This window comes from Psychrobacter maritimus (assembly GCF_904846345.1).
GTDB classification, from domain to species: domain Bacteria; phylum Pseudomonadota; class Gammaproteobacteria; order Pseudomonadales; family Moraxellaceae; genus Psychrobacter; species Psychrobacter maritimus.
This window is the reverse complement of the sequence record NZ_CAJHAJ010000017.1, coordinates 1-14,932: the sequence shown is the minus strand read 5'-3', so window position 1 is coordinate 14,932 and position 14,932 is coordinate 1. Positions and strand designations below refer to the sequence as shown.

The 14,932-nt window shown below is 41.4% G+C and carries 17 protein-coding genes; 11 read left to right on the top strand and 6 right to left on the bottom strand.

Annotated elements, in window-relative coordinates:
* Positions 1 to 95: IS3 family transposase (locus tag JMX50_RS13010; RefSeq protein WP_201615439.1), on the top strand; the 95-nt coding region annotated here is incomplete at its 5' end.
* A gap of 246 nt (positions 96 to 341) precedes the next feature.
* Here JMX50_RS13010 and yaaA read toward each other — a convergent pair.
* Positions 342 to 1,142, bottom strand: a complete 801-nt coding sequence (gene yaaA / locus JMX50_RS13005; RefSeq protein WP_201562592.1) for a peroxide stress protein YaaA — start codon at positions 1,140 to 1,142, stop codon at positions 342 to 344.
* Between the two features lie 501 nt (positions 1,143 to 1,643).
* On the opposite strand from yaaA, the gene JMX50_RS13000 reads away from it, so the two are divergent.
* The 6 genes from JMX50_RS13000 to JMX50_RS12975 all read left to right on the top strand — a co-directional run bounded on the left by JMX50_RS13000 (position 1,644) and on the right by JMX50_RS12975 (position 6,315).
* Positions 1,644 to 2,801, top strand: a complete 1,158-nt coding sequence (locus tag JMX50_RS13000) for an NAD(P) transhydrogenase subunit alpha (RefSeq protein WP_201562590.1) — start codon at positions 1,644 to 1,646, stop codon at positions 2,799 to 2,801.
* Between the two features lie 116 nt (positions 2,802 to 2,917).
* Positions 2,918 to 3,265 carry a proton-translocating transhydrogenase family protein gene (locus JMX50_RS12995; RefSeq protein ID WP_201625636.1) on the top strand — a complete coding sequence of 116 codons (348 nt, stop codon included), beginning with the start codon at positions 2,918 to 2,920 and terminating at the stop codon, positions 3,263 to 3,265.
* The gene (locus JMX50_RS12990; RefSeq protein ID WP_374220389.1) at positions 3,262 to 4,659 is read left to right on the top strand and encodes an NAD(P)(+) transhydrogenase (Re/Si-specific) subunit beta; all 1,398 of its coding nucleotides are present in this window, start codon (positions 3,262 to 3,264) and stop codon (positions 4,657 to 4,659) included. Before JMX50_RS12995 ends, JMX50_RS12990 begins: the two co-directional genes overlap by 4 nt.
* A 154-nt stretch (positions 4,660 to 4,813) precedes the next feature.
* Complete coding sequence (locus JMX50_RS12985) at positions 4,814 to 5,353, top strand: acyl-CoA thioesterase (RefSeq protein ID WP_201630038.1); 540 nt, start codon at positions 4,814 to 4,816, stop codon at positions 5,351 to 5,353.
* Between the two features lie 174 nt (positions 5,354 to 5,527).
* Entirely contained in the window at positions 5,528 to 5,737 is a 210-nt protein-coding gene (gene iscX / locus JMX50_RS12980) for a Fe-S cluster assembly protein IscX (RefSeq protein ID WP_011279849.1), read from the top strand.
* A gap of 77 nt (positions 5,738 to 5,814) precedes the next feature.
* Positions 5,815 to 6,315 carry a GyrI-like domain-containing protein gene (locus JMX50_RS12975; RefSeq protein ID WP_201562586.1) on the top strand — a complete coding sequence of 167 codons (501 nt, stop codon included), beginning with the start codon at positions 5,815 to 5,817 and terminating at the stop codon, positions 6,313 to 6,315.
* A gap of 94 nt (positions 6,316 to 6,409) precedes the next feature.
* Here the strand turns inward: JMX50_RS12975 and JMX50_RS12970 are convergent, their stop codons facing one another.
* The 4 genes from JMX50_RS12970 to JMX50_RS12955 all read right to left on the bottom strand — a co-directional run bounded on the left by JMX50_RS12970 (position 6,410) and on the right by JMX50_RS12955 (position 9,999).
* A complete protein-coding gene (locus JMX50_RS12970) occupies positions 6,410 to 7,135 on the bottom strand; it encodes a hypothetical protein (protein WP_201630036.1) in 726 nt (241 codons plus the stop codon).
* A 17-nt stretch (positions 7,136 to 7,152) separates the two neighbouring features.
* Complete coding sequence (gene dapE, locus JMX50_RS12965) at positions 7,153 to 8,358, bottom strand: succinyl-diaminopimelate desuccinylase (protein ID WP_201630034.1); 1,206 nt, start codon at positions 8,356 to 8,358, stop codon at positions 7,153 to 7,155.
* Positions 8,359 to 8,465: 107 nt separating this feature from the next.
* Positions 8,466 to 8,642 (bottom strand): hypothetical protein, encoded by a 177-nt coding sequence (locus JMX50_RS12960; RefSeq protein ID WP_201630028.1) that lies wholly within the window; start codon positions 8,640 to 8,642, stop codon positions 8,466 to 8,468.
* A 52-nt stretch (positions 8,643 to 8,694) separates the two neighbouring features.
* Complete coding sequence (locus JMX50_RS12955; protein ID WP_201630027.1) at positions 8,695 to 9,999, bottom strand: RNA-guided endonuclease InsQ/TnpB family protein; 1,305 nt, start codon at positions 9,997 to 9,999, stop codon at positions 8,695 to 8,697.
* 83 nt (positions 10,000 to 10,082) lie between these two features.
* On the opposite strand from JMX50_RS12955, the gene tnpA reads away from it, so the two are divergent.
* Positions 10,083 to 10,481 (top strand): IS200/IS605 family transposase, encoded by a 399-nt coding sequence (gene tnpA / locus JMX50_RS12950; RefSeq protein WP_201625632.1) that lies wholly within the window; start codon positions 10,083 to 10,085, stop codon positions 10,479 to 10,481.
* A 408-nt stretch (positions 10,482 to 10,889) separates the two neighbouring features.
* Here the strand turns inward: tnpA and JMX50_RS12945 are convergent, their stop codons facing one another.
* The gene (locus tag JMX50_RS12945) at positions 10,890 to 11,645 is read right to left on the bottom strand and encodes a 2OG-Fe(II) oxygenase (RefSeq protein WP_201630023.1); all 756 of its coding nucleotides are present in this window, start codon (positions 11,643 to 11,645) and stop codon (positions 10,890 to 10,892) included.
* Between the two features lie 140 nt (positions 11,646 to 11,785).
* Between JMX50_RS12945 and JMX50_RS12940 the strand changes: the two genes are divergently transcribed.
* From JMX50_RS12940 to JMX50_RS12930, 3 genes are all read left to right on the top strand, one after another.
* On the top strand, positions 11,786 to 12,661 hold the full coding sequence (locus JMX50_RS12940) for a 23S rRNA (adenine(2030)-N(6))-methyltransferase RlmJ (protein WP_201630020.1): 876 nt from the start codon (positions 11,786 to 11,788) through the stop codon (positions 12,659 to 12,661).
* Between the two features lie 10 nt (positions 12,662 to 12,671).
* A complete protein-coding gene (gene pssA, locus JMX50_RS12935) occupies positions 12,672 to 13,619 on the top strand; it encodes a CDP-diacylglycerol--serine O-phosphatidyltransferase (RefSeq protein ID WP_227671075.1) in 948 nt (315 codons plus the stop codon).
* A 500-nt stretch (positions 13,620 to 14,119) separates the two neighbouring features.
* The gene (locus JMX50_RS12930) at positions 14,120 to 14,461 is read left to right on the top strand and encodes a hypothetical protein (RefSeq protein WP_227671073.1); all 342 of its coding nucleotides are present in this window, start codon (positions 14,120 to 14,122) and stop codon (positions 14,459 to 14,461) included.
* Positions 14,462 to 14,932 lie beyond the last annotated feature (471 nt).

The following is a 14,932-nucleotide window of genomic DNA, read 5'->3' as shown; positions in this document are numbered from 1 at the left end:
TTCATGAGTATATTCACTACTATAATCATGAAAGAATTCAACTCAAACTAAAAGGACTGAGTCCTGTTAAGTACAGAACTCAGTCCTTGATATAAACTAAACCGTCCAACATTTGGGGGTCAGTTCATTATCGGGGTTTTTTTATGGAAATTAGGGCGTTTCCTCAATTCAATCGATGGACATCTAAATGGGCTAAAAATGGCTAAATTTTGCCAAACTTCGTTAAATAGCTGGGTAATATCCCGATATTAACTGCACTATTTTCCTTGTTTGGCTACAGTTTATCTCATTTTTATCACCATTTTTAAAATGAGGACACGCCCTAGATATTGTTTTAAAAATTACTGACTTGCTTCATCCCGACGAAAAGTCCACGTTTTATCATCAGACAACTCATCGACATAATAATAGCCCACCAAATCAAACTGCTTTAATTGCTCCGCATTGGTCAGCTTATTATCCGCAGCATATTTCACCATCAGTCCACGGGCTTTTTTGGCATAAAAGCTAATCACTTTATATTGGCCATTTTTCTCATCTTCAAATCGTGGTGTGATAATTTCAGCATTGAGCGCTTTCTTTTTTATTACCTTAAAATACTCATTAGAAGCAAGGTTAACCAAGACTTTGTCATCACTATCCGCCATGCGTGCATTGATAGTGTCTGTCACTGCCTCGCCCCAAAATTCATAGAGATTATCCCCGCGCTCATTTTTTAGCTTGGTGCCCATCTCTAGGCGATAGGGTTGGATTAAATCGAGCGGTTTTAGCACGCCATAAAGCCCTGACAAAATACCCAAATGTTCATTGACGTAAATAGCGGTTTCTTTGTCCATGTGATACATATCAAGACCGCTATAAACATCACCATCGAATAAATAACCCGCCGGTTTGGCGTTGTTATCCGTAAAGGGTTCATTCTCACTCCAAGCCCAGTCTTGATTACGCTTAGCATTCAGCTGCGCCAAATCGTCAGAGATGCTCATCAGCTCTTGCAAATCAATCGGCTCTTTTGCTTTTAAATTTTTCATTAGCACTTGCGAGTGCTCAATCAGCTCGGGCTGACTATAGTAGTTGCCAAGATTGACTGGTACGGCATCTTTCTCATTAAGAGATTTGGCTGGGGAAAGTAAAAAATACATGGTTAGTCCTTATTTATAATGAGTTAAAGGGTGTTCTAATTAAGTGTCAAGTTTTCTTATTATACGTTAGGCAGTATTTTATCTTGACTTAGTCGTAGCTGTTTTGTATTTTTAAGCGTTATCGTAGACATATGTCAAATATTAAAACAATTTATGCGTTGGCTCAGAGCTAATAGCTTACAGGCTTTGCGCGCTTTTGGAAAAAATAAAAGTTTTTAATATAACAATAAAAGTTATGATGATGGTGTAAATGCCTAACTTTTTATTTTACTTGTGGGTCATCATTAGACAATGAAAGTTAGCAGACGATATCTCTATAATAAAAAGGCATGATGGCAAAGGCGTCATCATTTATTAAATTGATAATCTTTGGTCTTAAGTGTTAAACCAACCATGACCAAAGATTTTTTTGTCCCCTGTGCTTTTTAAATGTGCGTTGAGGGTGTTAAAAGGTAGTCATTAGACGTGAGTATAGTCATTAGACGTAAGTAAGGAGACGGTATGAAAATCGGTGTTATTAGTGCAGATAGCGCAAGTGAAAGTCGGGTAGCGCTAACCCCTGACGCGGTAAAAAAATTACGTAAGCTAGGGTTTGAAGTCGTCATTCAGTCAGGTGCAGGTCAAGCAGCATATTATGCTGATGAGCTGTATCAAGCGGCGGGTGCTGACATTGCCAACAGTAGTGCCGAGGTCGTCACCCAGTCTCAAATTATTACCACGGTCAACGACTTGCCAGCGGCGGTAACTGAGCATTTAACGGCCGGTCAAGTGGTTATCGGGATGCTTGACCCATATCGCAATAGCCAGCTAGATACTTATGCGGCAAAAGGCGCCACCGCTTTTGCAATGGAGTTATTGCCACGTACCTTGTCACGTGCCCAGAATATGGACGTCTTGTCTTCGCAAGCCAACCTTGCCGGTTATAAAGCAGTATTGCTAGCCGCCAACGAATATTCGCGTCCGTTCCCAATGTTTATGACCTCAGCTGGTACGGTTAAGCCTGCCAAAGTGGTCATCTTAGGTGTCGGCGTTGCAGGCTTGCAAGCGATTGCAACGGCTAAGCGTTTAGGCGCTGTCGTTGAAGCAAGTGATTTACGTCCGACTGCCCGCGAGCAAGTAGAATCATTAGGCGGTAAGTGGCTTGATGTGCCGATGAGTGCAGAGGAAGCTGAGACAGCTAAGTCTACAGGTGGCTATGCGTGGACGCCATCAGAGCAATATGTCAAAGACCAAGCGGCAGTGGTTGACAAGGCATTAAGCAATGCTGATATCGTTATCACTACAGCGCAAATTCCTGGTCGTAACGCCCCGCGTTTGGTGCACGGGGCGACGCTTGCCAAAATGAAAGCAGGCTCAGTGCTCATCGATATGGCAGCTGGTACGGGCGGAAACGTTGAAGGCAGTGTGCCTGATGAAACCATTACCACGGCAAATGGCGTGCGTATCGTTGGTGCGGCTAATATTCCATCGCAGCTGGCAGCGCAGTCTTCAGACTTATATGCCAATAATCTTGTCAATTTTATCACCACTTTAATTGCTCCTGCAGCTACAGACGACGCTTCAGTAAATACACTGGCACTAAATTTAGATATGAATGATGAGATTCAAGGGGCGTTAGCAGTGACACATGACAAGCAAGTACGCCTTGCTAAACGCTAAGCCTTGAACATCAAGTCTCGACTACCTCATTACCCTACATTTGCCAGACACGAACAAAATTTTAGGAGGATTAGATGATTGCCACTATTTTAGCTGCAGCGCCAGCCGGTGCGGCCATGAGTAGCACACCGTTTGTAGCGATTTTTACCGTATTTGTGCTCGCTATTTTTGTCGGCTACTACGTCGTTTGGGGCGTTACCCCTGCATTACATACACCATTGATGGCGGTCACCAACGCTTTATCAAGTATTGTCATCGTCGGTGCGATGCTACAGACCGTCACTATCGATGGTTCGATGTTCACCCCGACCAGTTTGCTAGGTGCCTTTGCGGTATTTTTAGCCAGTATCAATATCTTTGGTGGTTTTGCTGTGACGGAACGTATGCTTGCGATGTTTAAACCTAAAGTAAAAAAAGCAGCCGCTCTTGAAACTGGGACGACTGAAAGTGGAGGCGATGCATGAGCGATTTAACAAATATGATTGCAGCAAATGCAGATTGGTTCTACTTAATCGGTGCCATTCTTTTTGTCCTAACCTTACGTGGTTTATCTAGTCCAAAAACCGCTATTCGTGGTAACCGTTTTGGTATGGTGGCGATGGCGATTGCGGTAGCAACGACATTCTTCTTAGCGGAAGGCCCTGTGCTATGGTTAATCATCGGTGCGATGGTATTAGGTGCACTCGTCGGTATGTGGAAAGCAAAAACCGTCGCCATGACCCAAATGCCAGAAACCGTGGCTTTGATGCATTCATTTGTTGGTTTGGCTGCGGTGGCGATTGCATTAGCAACGGTACTGCATACTGAACAACAGCATGGCGCGGTTGCCCGTGTTGAATTGTTTATCGGTTGCTTTATCGGTGCGATTACTTTTTCAGCGTCTGTTTTTGCCTTTGGTAAACTGGCAGCGAAAAGCTGGGCGAAGACCTTGGTTGGTAGCTGGGTCAAACCGGTACAGGCGCTGTTATTTATTGCTATGATTGGTTTTGGTATCGTCTACTTTATGACCGATTCGTTGCCAGCATTTTATGCGATGGCAGTGATTGCGGTTATCTTTGGTTGGATGTGGATTGCCCCAATCGGTGGCGGCGATATGCCAGTCGTTGTGTCTTTACTAAACTCATTCTCAGGTTGGGCGGCAGCCGGCATTGGTTTTACCCTTGGCAACTCGATGCTTATTATTGCAGGTTCGCTCGTCGGTTCATCAGGTGCGATTTTATCTTATATCATGTGTAAAGCCATGAACCGCTCATTATTGAACGTCTTATTTGGCGGTATGGGTACGACAGCTGCTGCTGCAGGCGGCGATGATGGCGCACCAAAGAACTACAAAGCAGGCTCAGCAGAAGATGCAGGCTTTCTTATGGCCAATGCCAGTAGTGTGGTGATTGTACCGGGTTACGGTATGGCGCAAGGCCGGGCACAAAACGCGGTCAAAGAATTGTATGAGCTATTAAAAGATGAAGGCGTCAATGTGCGTTTTGCCATTCATCCAGTTGCTGGTCGTATGCCAGGACATATGAACGTACTATTGGCGGAAGCCGATGTACCGTATGATGATATTCTTGAGATGGATGAGATTAACTCTGACTTCGCCAGTACCGATGTGGTCTTAGTGATTGGTGCCAATGACGTTGTTAATCCGTCTGCAAAAGACGATCCATCGTCGCCAATCTTTGGTATGCCGATTCTAGATGTTACCAAAGCGCAAACGGTAATGGTCATCAAGCGTTCGATGAATACTGGTTATGCAGGTCTTGATAACAGCTTGTTCTATATGGACAAAACCATGATGATTTTTGGCGATGCTAAGAAAATGGTTGAAGAGATGGTGCGTAGTATCAATGGTGCGCATTAATTTTTAAAGTCGGTTTTTAGATATAAATTACTAAATCTAAGCTTTGCCATAAAAAAGTCACTGAGGTGGCTTTTTTTGCGTTAAGGTAGCCAGTATTTATATTCAACTATATGCAATCATGATTAATAAATAATAATAGTGAAGAGATTTCCTTATGAACATGTTGATACGTTTTTTTATTATGGTCAGCTTATTAAAGCAGCAGCTTAAACAGCAAGCGGTTAGCGAAAATTTAAGTGTCGAAACTTTGTCCGCACCAATTGTGCGCCACTATCGAGTATTGCCACATGACATGGGCTTTCGTGATCATCTGCCCAATTATCGCTACTTATCTTTTATAGAGTTAAATATCACTAAATGGCTGATGGCGTGCTGTCATCAAAAGGATATTAAAAATCTCGGCTGGATTATTGCCATGCAAGAAATGGTCTATCTGAAAGAGATTAAATTTCTGAGTAAGATGACGGTAAATAGTACGCTTGTCGGTTGGGATAAAAAATACGTCTATTTTGAAACGCGCTTCTTTGTAAAAAGTCAGTTGATGGGCGTTGGTATGACCAAGTTTGTATTGACCAATAAAAAAGGTAAGTGTGCGCCAGAGGTATTGGATATGACAGGTGAGCAGACAAATGAGGTCATTGATTCTTGGAATCAGCATCAAGTAGCGATTAAATCTTCTGAATTTGCTAAATAGAGAAAATAAGCTAAATCAACAAAGGCTCTATAACGAACTTGTCTATAATCAGCTGGCGAATTTTGCTACGATAGGGCTTATGAAATGGTCAAGAAAATCGTCAAGCAAATAATCAGCTTAAATGACCCTCAATTCGATGACATTTATAAAATAATGATAAGTTAAGGAGCTACTATGACCCCGCAGAAATTAAAATGGACAGACAGCTTAGATATCGCGATCGAGCTTTATGAGAAATTCCCAGAAACCGACCCACAGTATATTCGCTTTACTGACTTGCATCGCTGGGTGACTGAGCTTGAAGGCTTTGATGATGACCCGCAGCGCTCAAATGAAGGTATCTTAGAAGCCATTCAGATGAACTGGATTGATGAAGCAGATTAGATGCACACTGCAACGTTAATCTTATTAAATATTTTTTTAAACACAAAACAGCATCAATATATAGGATAGGCCGCATTATGACATCAGAAATCAAAGAGCTACCCGAAGCGATAGCGTGCAAAGGCATTAGCGTTCGCACTACCAATAATGCTGAAATTAGCCACGAAACAGCCAAGTTAGGTCGCTTATGGCAAAAGTTTTATCAAAATCATGCGGGCAATCTTCCTGAAGGCGAAGATATTTACGGTATCTATCATAACTATGAGAGCGATGACTTGGTCGGTGCTTTTGATGTTGTGGCCGGTTGGAAAGTAGATAGCGAGCAAGAACAGTCAGATAATAGCGCTAGTGCTAAGAATGGCACTCTAGTCAGCGTAGATATTCCTGCAGGTAAGTATTTGGTATTTTCTGAAGAAGGCAGAATGCCCAACACCGTGATGAACGCTTGGGAGAAGGCGTGGACCTATTTTAATGACCGAAGCTGTGAGCATGTACGAACGTACAATGTTGATTTTGAGCATTATATCGGTGGCAACTTAGAGTATGGGCAAGTAGATCTCTATATTGGTATTGAGTAGAAATTTTAGAATATAGCTATGATAGTTGAAGGTGTTGTAGGGTGGGTTCGCTCAAGCGTAACCCACCAATTGAACGATTATGTATGAAGGTAGATTAAAGCGGTTTAATGATTACGCTTTTTTTAAACACTGTGACTTTAAGACCGGTCAGGACTTCTAAATCTGACTCTAAGCTTTCAAACTCAGATATAGTGAATTTGTTTGGATAATAGCTGATTGAAAGGCTAAGTTCTGAATCGCCTGAGTAACCGAGAGATTGCAATTTAGCGCCATACCTTTCTACAATACTCGCTACTTCGTTAACATGTTCGTCATTATAAATCGAAAAATTTGCTATCTGATCTTGGTTAATTGCTGATAGCTCTAAAGTTTTCAAGCTTCCCATCGCATCAATTACTCTACTGTCTAGAATGTTTATTACGATAGGTGCTCCTACCAAATCTGATAATGTTTTAGTTAACTGTAACAGTTTAGCGTCTGATATATCAGCATTCAAGACATAAACATCAGCTACTGTTATGATTCCTGTATCTGAATAAGCAAGCCCTTGCAATTCACCGCCATATTTTTCGATAATACGTTTTATCTCATTAACTTGTTCATCGTCATTGAGTGCAGACCATTCTAGTTGAGTAATAGAGTGGTTAATAGAATCGGATTGATTAGAATAGTCGTAGCTAGTAGTACTGCTTCCAGATTCTGTTTTATCAGTATAGATGTTAGGATATATTTTTTGTGCATTGTCGCAGGCACTTATTGTTAAACTAAAGCCAGTGGCTACAAAAATTAAAAGAGGTTTATTGATTTTAAATATTTTCATAACCGCTTTCCTATAGATTACTTATCACCTAATAACAAATTCTCTAAAATCCCTTCATAAATCTGTGCCAATTTCCCCAAGTCATCTATTTCTACTTTTTCATCGACTTGATGAATCGTTGCATTACGCACGCCAAGCTCAACAACTTGCGCACCTGTTGGCGCGATAAAGCGTCCGTCTGAGGTACCGCCTGATGTAGATAACGTGGTATCAACATCGGTCACAGATTTAATCGCTTGCTGGCAGGCTGATACGAGCTTTCCTTCAGGGGTTAAAAATGGCTGACCGGATAATTTCCAATGAATATCATAACTGGCTTTGCTGTTCTCAAAATATTTATCAAAAATAGCATGGGTTTTTGCTTTTAGCTCATCTTCGCTTGTTTCTGTAGAAAAGCGGAAATTAAAGACAACCTTTAGCGTTTCAGGAATGACGTTGGTCGCGCCTGTACCTCCATTGATATTAGAGATTTGCAGGGAAGTCGCAGGGAAATACTCATTGCCGTTATCCCAAGTGGCTGCTGTCAGATCCGCTAAAGCTGCCATCGTTGCATGTATCGGATTGCAAGCTAAATGCGGGTAGGCAACATGACCTTGTTTGCCAGTGACGGTAAGCTCTGCGCCTAATGAGCCGCGGCGACCATTTTTAATGATATCGCCAAGCGTGTCGGTACTTGATGGCTCGCCAACGAGGCAATAGGTGATTTTCTCATTACGCGCTTCTAAGGTTTCAATGACTTTGACCGTTCCATTGATGGATGGGCCTTCTTCATCTGAGGTGATTAAAAAAGCAATCGAGCCATTATGTTCAGGATAATTGGCAACAAAACGCTCGGCGGCAACGGTAAATGCAGCAATACCGGTTTTCATGTCAGCTGCACCGCGCGCCCATAAATAACCATCTGCAATGGTTGGCGTAAATGGCGGATAAGTCCAATTATTTTCATCGCCCGTTGGAACGACGTCGGTATGACCAGCAAAACAAATAACGGGATCAGTTGTGCCACGGCGCGCCCAAAGGTTTTTGACTTCAGCGTGTTCGCCTTTTGCCTGTCTATCACCGTAATACATAAACTCACAGTCAAACCCTGCTTGTTGCAAGCGCTCTGACAATATATCTTGGCAGCCATCATCATCTGGTGTGACCGAAGGACGCTCAAGTAGGGCGATACTTAACTCTAAGGTTTGTTGTTGATGGGTTTTACTCTTATTTTCTAAACTCATGACAGTCCTAGATAAGTTGATTTACTATTTCTTGTGATAACATCTGGCTTATTTTTATAAGGTTTATCTAATGCTGATGTTTATCAACTCTGATGATAAAAATAACTTTAGTTTTTATCCAAGTAAATTTTTTCATAATCGCCGTAATATATTGCTAGATACTCTGTAATACAGTTTTTGGCTGGGGTATTACTATAATTTTTAACTTTGCCACTGTTGTAAGCACGCACATAGCCACCTGCAGAAATAACATCACCCATTTTATAACTTGTTCCTATTGACATACTCCCGCCACTTTCGACAAGCTCAAGTGTGGGATTCTAAAAGCAAACGCTCTTAGGTGACTTTCTCACGAAGGCCACAAGTTTTCTGCTTCAACGGGCGACTTTTACTGCATCCTCCCTCCACAGACAAAACGGCATGTCCTGCCGATAAAATATTTTTAGCTGCGTTGATATCAGCATTTTCTTGATGCCCGCATTCAACGCACTCAAATTCTGCTTGGGTGCGTCTATTTTCTTTTGCAACATGCTTGCATTTAAAGCAAGTTTGGCTTGTATAACGCGGGTCTACCTTGATGAGTAAGCCGCCGTGCCATTGCTGCTTATAATCCATCATATCAATCATCATGCCCCATCCTTGATCAAGAATTGATTTGTTCAATCCTGACTTGGCTTTGACATTGCGACCTTTATTTTCAAGAGTCCCGCTTGCAGATCTCGACATATTAACTACTTTTAAATCCTCACAGACAATCATGGCGTGGTTTTTGCTGATGTCAGTGCTGATTTTATGCAAGTAGTCATGGCGAATATTGGCAATGTGATGGTGAAGCTTTTGGATTTTACGGTTTTGCTTTTTCCAATTATTACTAAATAAGACCTTACGACTTAATTGGCGCTGTAGCTTTGCTAGTTCGCCTTGATTGGCTTTAAAGCTGCTCTTAGGTTTAAAGCACTGACCGTTTGAGCCGGTAACTAATTTACTGACACCTAAATCAATACCTATGGCGGTATTGGACGGATGGTGCGGTGTTTCAACCTCATGCTCCGTACCAAAAGACACGTACCAATGACCGGATTTCTTACTGATGGTAGTGTTTTTGATAACGCCTATGATGTCTTGAGATTTCCTAAATTTCACAAAACCTACACCATTCGGTAGTTTGACACGATTGCCTTCAACACGGCAATATTTATCAAACTGTACCAAGCGTATTGAATCACACCCATCTGATTTGCGCTTGAAGCGCGGCATAAGCGGGCGTAATTGGATTTCTGTGCCATCAGCAAGCTTGAAGAACTTAGGCTTTTTAGGTTTTTTCTTATTCTCTTTCAATCGTGCGTGAACTTTAGGGTCAAAAAAGCGTGACCAAGCAGAAGCGAGATCACGAATTTTTTGTTGTAAAGACACCGCGTTAGAGCTTGTTTTTAAGAACGCAAACTCAGGATTTGCTTTAATATCCATGATTTTATTAACCAAATTGGTTGCATTAATAAACTCATTTTTAGCAAACATCTCAAACGATACCGCAAGCATTTGATTCCAAACAAAACGTGCAGAACCAACAAGGTTATTTAGGATAACCTCTTGTTCTGCGTTAGGCTCAAGCCTAAATTTATACGCTTTATTAATTTTCATAATGGATGCTTTATTGGTCAGTGTGTTCGTTATTTATACCATGTTATACTATATAAAGATAACACTAAAGGATATTTATTACAATGAGTGAGATATATAAAAACCGTCATTCTGCTTATAATCTGCATGTGCATTTAGTATTCATCACTAAGTATCGCAAAAAGGTTTTAGCTGATAATCATCGTCAATACTTTAAAGAAGTTGTTGCTGAGATATGCAAGGATTTTGGTGCGGAACTCAAGGAATGTAACGGTGAAGGCGATCATGTTCACATGCTAATTCAATACCCACCAACGGTACAACTAAGTAAGATGGTTAATAATCTAAAGTCGGTCACAAGCCGGCGAATGAGAGCCAACTTCATTGACTTAAGGGCGGCTTATAATAAGCCTGTGTTGTGGTCGCGTTCTTACTTTGCAGGCTCTTGTAGCGGCGCACCGTTGGAGATTATCAAACAATACATTCAAAATCAGCAGAGCTAGGCTATACGAAATTCACCTCCATCCTAGCGTCGGGTGGAGTCCTCTTTCGTGGGGTGATAGTTTTAAAGTCTTATTCTGACTATCAAAAGTTGCATGTCCTTCGGGAAATACAGGTGTCATCCATCTGCTTCCATCAAATGCAAGTAGACACCCATCTTCATATTTGAATTCAGTAGTAAGAGCAGTCGGATTAATTATTAGAGGTTTTTCAGGAGTGGATTTTGGCAAATAATAGGTAAAAAATAACTCATTGTGTTGTTGAGTAGGGGCTTGAGGATTAAGCGTCTCGCAGCTAACAATCAGAGGGAGCATAATAATTAAGAGAAAGCTTCTAAATAAAGTTTTATGCATTGTCATTATCTCTAAGTAACAAGGCTTATTTAAAGTAAAAGTAATAGCTGATGAATTTTAAAGATTGTCTTCAACAAAAGGCACTAGACCATCACGGCGCATCCAAGTCGCGATAGAATAACGCTGACGATGAGCAATTTGCACCTGATGTTGTATGTCACTATCAAATATGACCAGTCGATTGGCAACAGGCATGACATTATGATGAATGCCATGTTTATCGACAATTTCTAAAGCGCCGCCGTCACTATCGCTCCAATCATCATTAAGATAAAGCACCGCCGAGATAACGCGCTCATCACGCCCAGCCGGATTATCGCTATGCCATTGATAGCCAAAACCCACCGGATAACAAGCGTAATGTGCTTCACTATGACGAATGCCGGCAAACAAGCTTTGATTGAATAAAGCAGCAAGCGCATTGATACTTTGCAGATAATAATATCCGGCAAAGAAGTTTTCTGTAATCCATCGAATACGATCACCGCGAATATCGCTGACCCGAATACCAGCCGTCAACTCTGCGTCACGATACTCAATAAAACCGCTCTCGGATTGCAAGGCTAATAGTGCTTTATTCTCAAACACTTCATCAATAATCATCCAACCATCATCTACAAACTTATCTAGCTGTTCATCGGTAATCTTATTTTGCCAATCGACATCAAAATCGGATAACGCTAATACGTGCTGAGTCGGCGGCTTTTGGTTATCGTCGCCATTATGCGGAAACAGTAATGGTGGATTATCCTGTCCAATCGGATTATCGACGACTAACTTTGTCACCTCAAGATTGCTAATAATCTGCGTCATTTTGTCTCGCCGTTATCAATAAACAGGCCATTCGCTGTCAATACACAGCCAATCCATGCCTTTTTACCAAAACCATCGTTATCTTTTACCCTGTCTATGCTACCATAGATGCAATTTTTCTTATTTAAACTTTTGATCTTATGAATTATAAACACGCCTATCACGCTGGTAACTTTGCCGATGTCGTTAAACACATTTTATTGGTACAACTACTGAATCAATTGGGGCAAAAAAACAAACCTTTTTATGTGCTGGATGCTTATGGCGGTCGTGGACTGTATTCGCTCGGCAGTGAAGAGGCGCGCAAAACAGGTGAAGCCAAAGGCGGTATCCAAGCCTTAGTAAAAGCTGATGTCGAAAAAGCACCGACGGCAGTCAAAGATTATATGGAAGGCATTAAGCAAGCTCGTTTCACTTATGACAAAAAAGTCTATCCCGGCTCGCCGTGGTGGATTGCCCATCATGTTGAAAAAAATCCTGATGCTGGCGTACGCGGTGAAGCGTTTGAAGCCAAAGCTAGCGAATATGATGCCTTAAATTATCAGCTGCATAAATTGCCGATTGGTATTCACCATCGCAATGCCTTTGAAGGTATCGCTGCGGTTATTCCACCAAAAGAGAAGCGCGGCCTGATTTTCCTTGATCCTCCTTACGAGCAAGAGCATAAAGACTTTACCCGCCTGATTAATCTGTTGGTCGCCTCTTATGAGAAATGGCCACAAGGCACTTATGCGTTATGGTATCCGATTAAAAATATCGAAGCGGTTGAGCTGTTCTATAAAAAGCTTAAGCGTACCGAGATGAGACGTCAATTGGTCTGCGAGCTCAATATCTATCCTAATGATATTGCTGTTGGTCTGAACGGTACAGGTCTACTTATTATCAATCCGCCTTGGCAGTTTGACAATTATGCGCGTGAGATATTACGTTTCTTACAGCCGGTATTAAAAGTTGAAGATGCACCAGACTTGTCTGCAGACAGTGCCACCAATGTGCGCTGGCTGGTTGGCGAATAAGGATATCGTTATGACGACTGATCAATCATCAAGTAGCATTGCAAAGGATGGCCTTGCAAAGAGCAGTCTAGTAACTGATAAAGTTATGAATGACGGTTTGGTAAAAGAGCCACTATTACAAGATAGCGCCGCCACTCAGCCGCCTTTTGTTGATGAGCATGAGTTCAATATTCGCCTCGCGGATAATGATAATTATGATGGCTTAACCTTTGAGGTGATTGAAGCAGAAGTTGCAGAAGGCAAGCGCGTGGTCAGTCGCGGTGTGTATTTAGCGCCCAATCTCATCACAACCTTATCGTTACTATCGGGTTTTTATTCTATTTTAGCCAGTACCCAAGGCGAGTTTTATAAAGCATCACTGGCGATTTTCTTATCCGCCATTCTTGATGGCGCTGATGGGCGGGTCGCGCGTATGCTTAATGCGCAAAGCCCTTTTGGCGAGCAGTATGATTCACTTGCCGATATGCTGGCCTTTGGGGTTGCACCTGCCATTTTAATTTATAGCTTTGCTTTAGAGCCTTTAGGTCGTGTTGGGTTAGGATGTGCGTTTGTCTTTACTGCATGCGCCGCTTTCCGCCTCGCGCGTTTTAACGTTCAAGTTGGCATTGTCGATAAAAAATACTTTGTTGGTTTGGCAAGTCCGCTTGCCGCTATCTTGGTTACGGCAGCTGTGATGGTTGCGGTCGATCATAACGAATGGATCGGACAATACGATACTGCCGTCATGTTCTTATTTGCCGCGTGGGTCGTTATCTGTGGTTTATTGATGGTCAGTAACGTCAAATACTATAGCTTTAAAGAGTTCGATAAAAAGAAAGTACCTTTTGTGGTGCTTATCATTGGCGTATTGGTCATGAGTATCATCTTATATGATATCCCTGTGGGCATCTTAGCCATTGGTATCATCTATGCGTTATCAGGTATCTTTACTACGCTAAAAAGCAAGGCCACTAGTTAACGCTATGATTGCTTTATAGTAGATGTTGGCTTAAGACATGCACATAGGAACCGCTTATTTTTTAATAGGCGGTTTTTATTTGCGTGCTAGGGTGGTAAGTTGGCTGCTAATATGCGGCTCTGATAGCGATAATCATAACAACTGAGATGGTTATAATAAAAAGACACAAATAACACTTGGTTGGAGTTATTATTAAATAATTTTAATATGTTATTGTATGGTATAGCTATATAAACATTATATGACTAGCCTTTTTATAACGCTATTTGATAATAAACGTCGAGGTTATTATGCTGCACTTAAATAGTTTTAATCATCTATTGCCGGTCTCAAATACCTCAACACACTTGATAAGAGGTTTGATAGCGAGTGCTTTACTTTCAATATCACTGGTTTCAGCATCTTCACATGCCAATGCTAGCAACTCAATAAGTCCCATATCTCGGGCTGAAGCTACAAATCCAGCCAACTTTAAGCATTTAAGCGTTAATGGCCGCGCAGTGACTTATGCATCAGCGCCGTGTCCTATTCAAACAGGGCTGATCTCTTGTGGTCTTGAAAAGCTCAAACTCATCAATAGCAGTATTAATGAGGTGTCCGCGGATTATGATTTGGCGCAAACTTTCTTCTTCCCATCAAAAGCCCAGCCCAAGACAGCCGTTGTTGTCATTACCCGTTCTGGTCTCATGGATGATAGTGTTAGCGCAGAACGTTATCGTATTAGCTTTACCTTAAAAGGTGCGCCATCTAAATTAAGTTGGCATTGGGTTCAGTATGGTGTGCAATATCAATGTGTTCGCGGTAACAAAGCAGGGATATGGACGAAGAATCTTTGCCCTTAATAGCGTCTTGGATTGATACACAGATTTAGCATTATCAAAAAATCAGAAATAAACCTTCAAACCCCCTTGACCCCCTTATAAAACCGCGTATAATGCCACCCAGTCGGAAGGGAAGGCGGATTGGAAAGTGGATTACCACTGATTAACAATAGCGGGTTTTAACCAAGCTACTACTTAATCATCCAGTCCAGAAAATTCATTTTAGATTAATTTAGTTTAAAATAAAATAATTTACTTCTTGACTTAACAAATTAAACGTCTATAATACGCACCTCATTAAGACGAACTGGAATGACTTATATATAAATTACATATAACAAACCCAGATAACTTATTGAAACAATTTATAAAAAAGCTTGACAAACCAAATCATTATGATATGATAGTCGGCTCGCTAGATAGGATAAGTTATTAACTTAGACTGGATAGCAAAGAGAAATACCCTATATAATCATCTACTGGACGACAGTA

Excerpts from the sequence above, each read along its gene's own strand:
- yaaA (WP_201562592.1), bottom strand. The coding sequence starts at position 1,142 with ATGTATTTTTTACTTTCCCCAGCCAAATCTCTTAATGAGAAAGATGCC.
- JMX50_RS13000 (WP_201562590.1), top strand. The coding sequence starts at position 1,644 with ATGAAAATCGGTGTTATTAGTGCAGATAGCGCAAGTGAAAGTCGGGTA.
- JMX50_RS12995 (WP_201625636.1), top strand. The coding sequence starts at position 2,918 with ATGAGTAGCACACCGTTTGTAGCGATTTTTACCGTATTTGTGCTCGCT.
- JMX50_RS12990 (WP_374220389.1), top strand. The coding sequence starts at position 3,262 with ATGAGCGATTTAACAAATATGATTGCAGCAAATGCAGATTGGTTCTAC.
- JMX50_RS12985 (WP_201630038.1), top strand. The coding sequence starts at position 4,814 with ATGAACATGTTGATACGTTTTTTTATTATGGTCAGCTTATTAAAGCAG.
- iscX (WP_011279849.1), top strand. The coding sequence starts at position 5,528 with ATGACCCCGCAGAAATTAAAATGGACAGACAGCTTAGATATCGCGATC.
- JMX50_RS12975 (WP_201562586.1), top strand. The coding sequence starts at position 5,815 with ATGACATCAGAAATCAAAGAGCTACCCGAAGCGATAGCGTGCAAAGGC.
- JMX50_RS12970 (WP_201630036.1), bottom strand. The coding sequence starts at position 7,135 with ATGAAAATATTTAAAATCAATAAACCTCTTTTAATTTTTGTAGCCACT.
- dapE (WP_201630034.1), bottom strand. The coding sequence starts at position 8,358 with ATGAGTTTAGAAAATAAGAGTAAAACCCATCAACAACAAACCTTAGAG.
- JMX50_RS12960 (WP_201630028.1), bottom strand. The coding sequence starts at position 8,642 with ATGTCAATAGGAACAAGTTATAAAATGGGTGATGTTATTTCTGCAGGT.
- JMX50_RS12955 (WP_201630027.1), bottom strand. The coding sequence starts at position 9,999 with ATGAAAATTAATAAAGCGTATAAATTTAGGCTTGAGCCTAACGCAGAA.
- tnpA (WP_201625632.1), top strand. The coding sequence starts at position 10,083 with ATGAGTGAGATATATAAAAACCGTCATTCTGCTTATAATCTGCATGTG.
- JMX50_RS12945 (WP_201630023.1), bottom strand. The coding sequence starts at position 11,645 with ATGACGCAGATTATTAGCAATCTTGAGGTGACAAAGTTAGTCGTCGAT.
- JMX50_RS12940 (WP_201630020.1), top strand. The coding sequence starts at position 11,786 with ATGAATTATAAACACGCCTATCACGCTGGTAACTTTGCCGATGTCGTT.
- pssA (WP_227671075.1), top strand. The coding sequence starts at position 12,672 with ATGACGACTGATCAATCATCAAGTAGCATTGCAAAGGATGGCCTTGCA.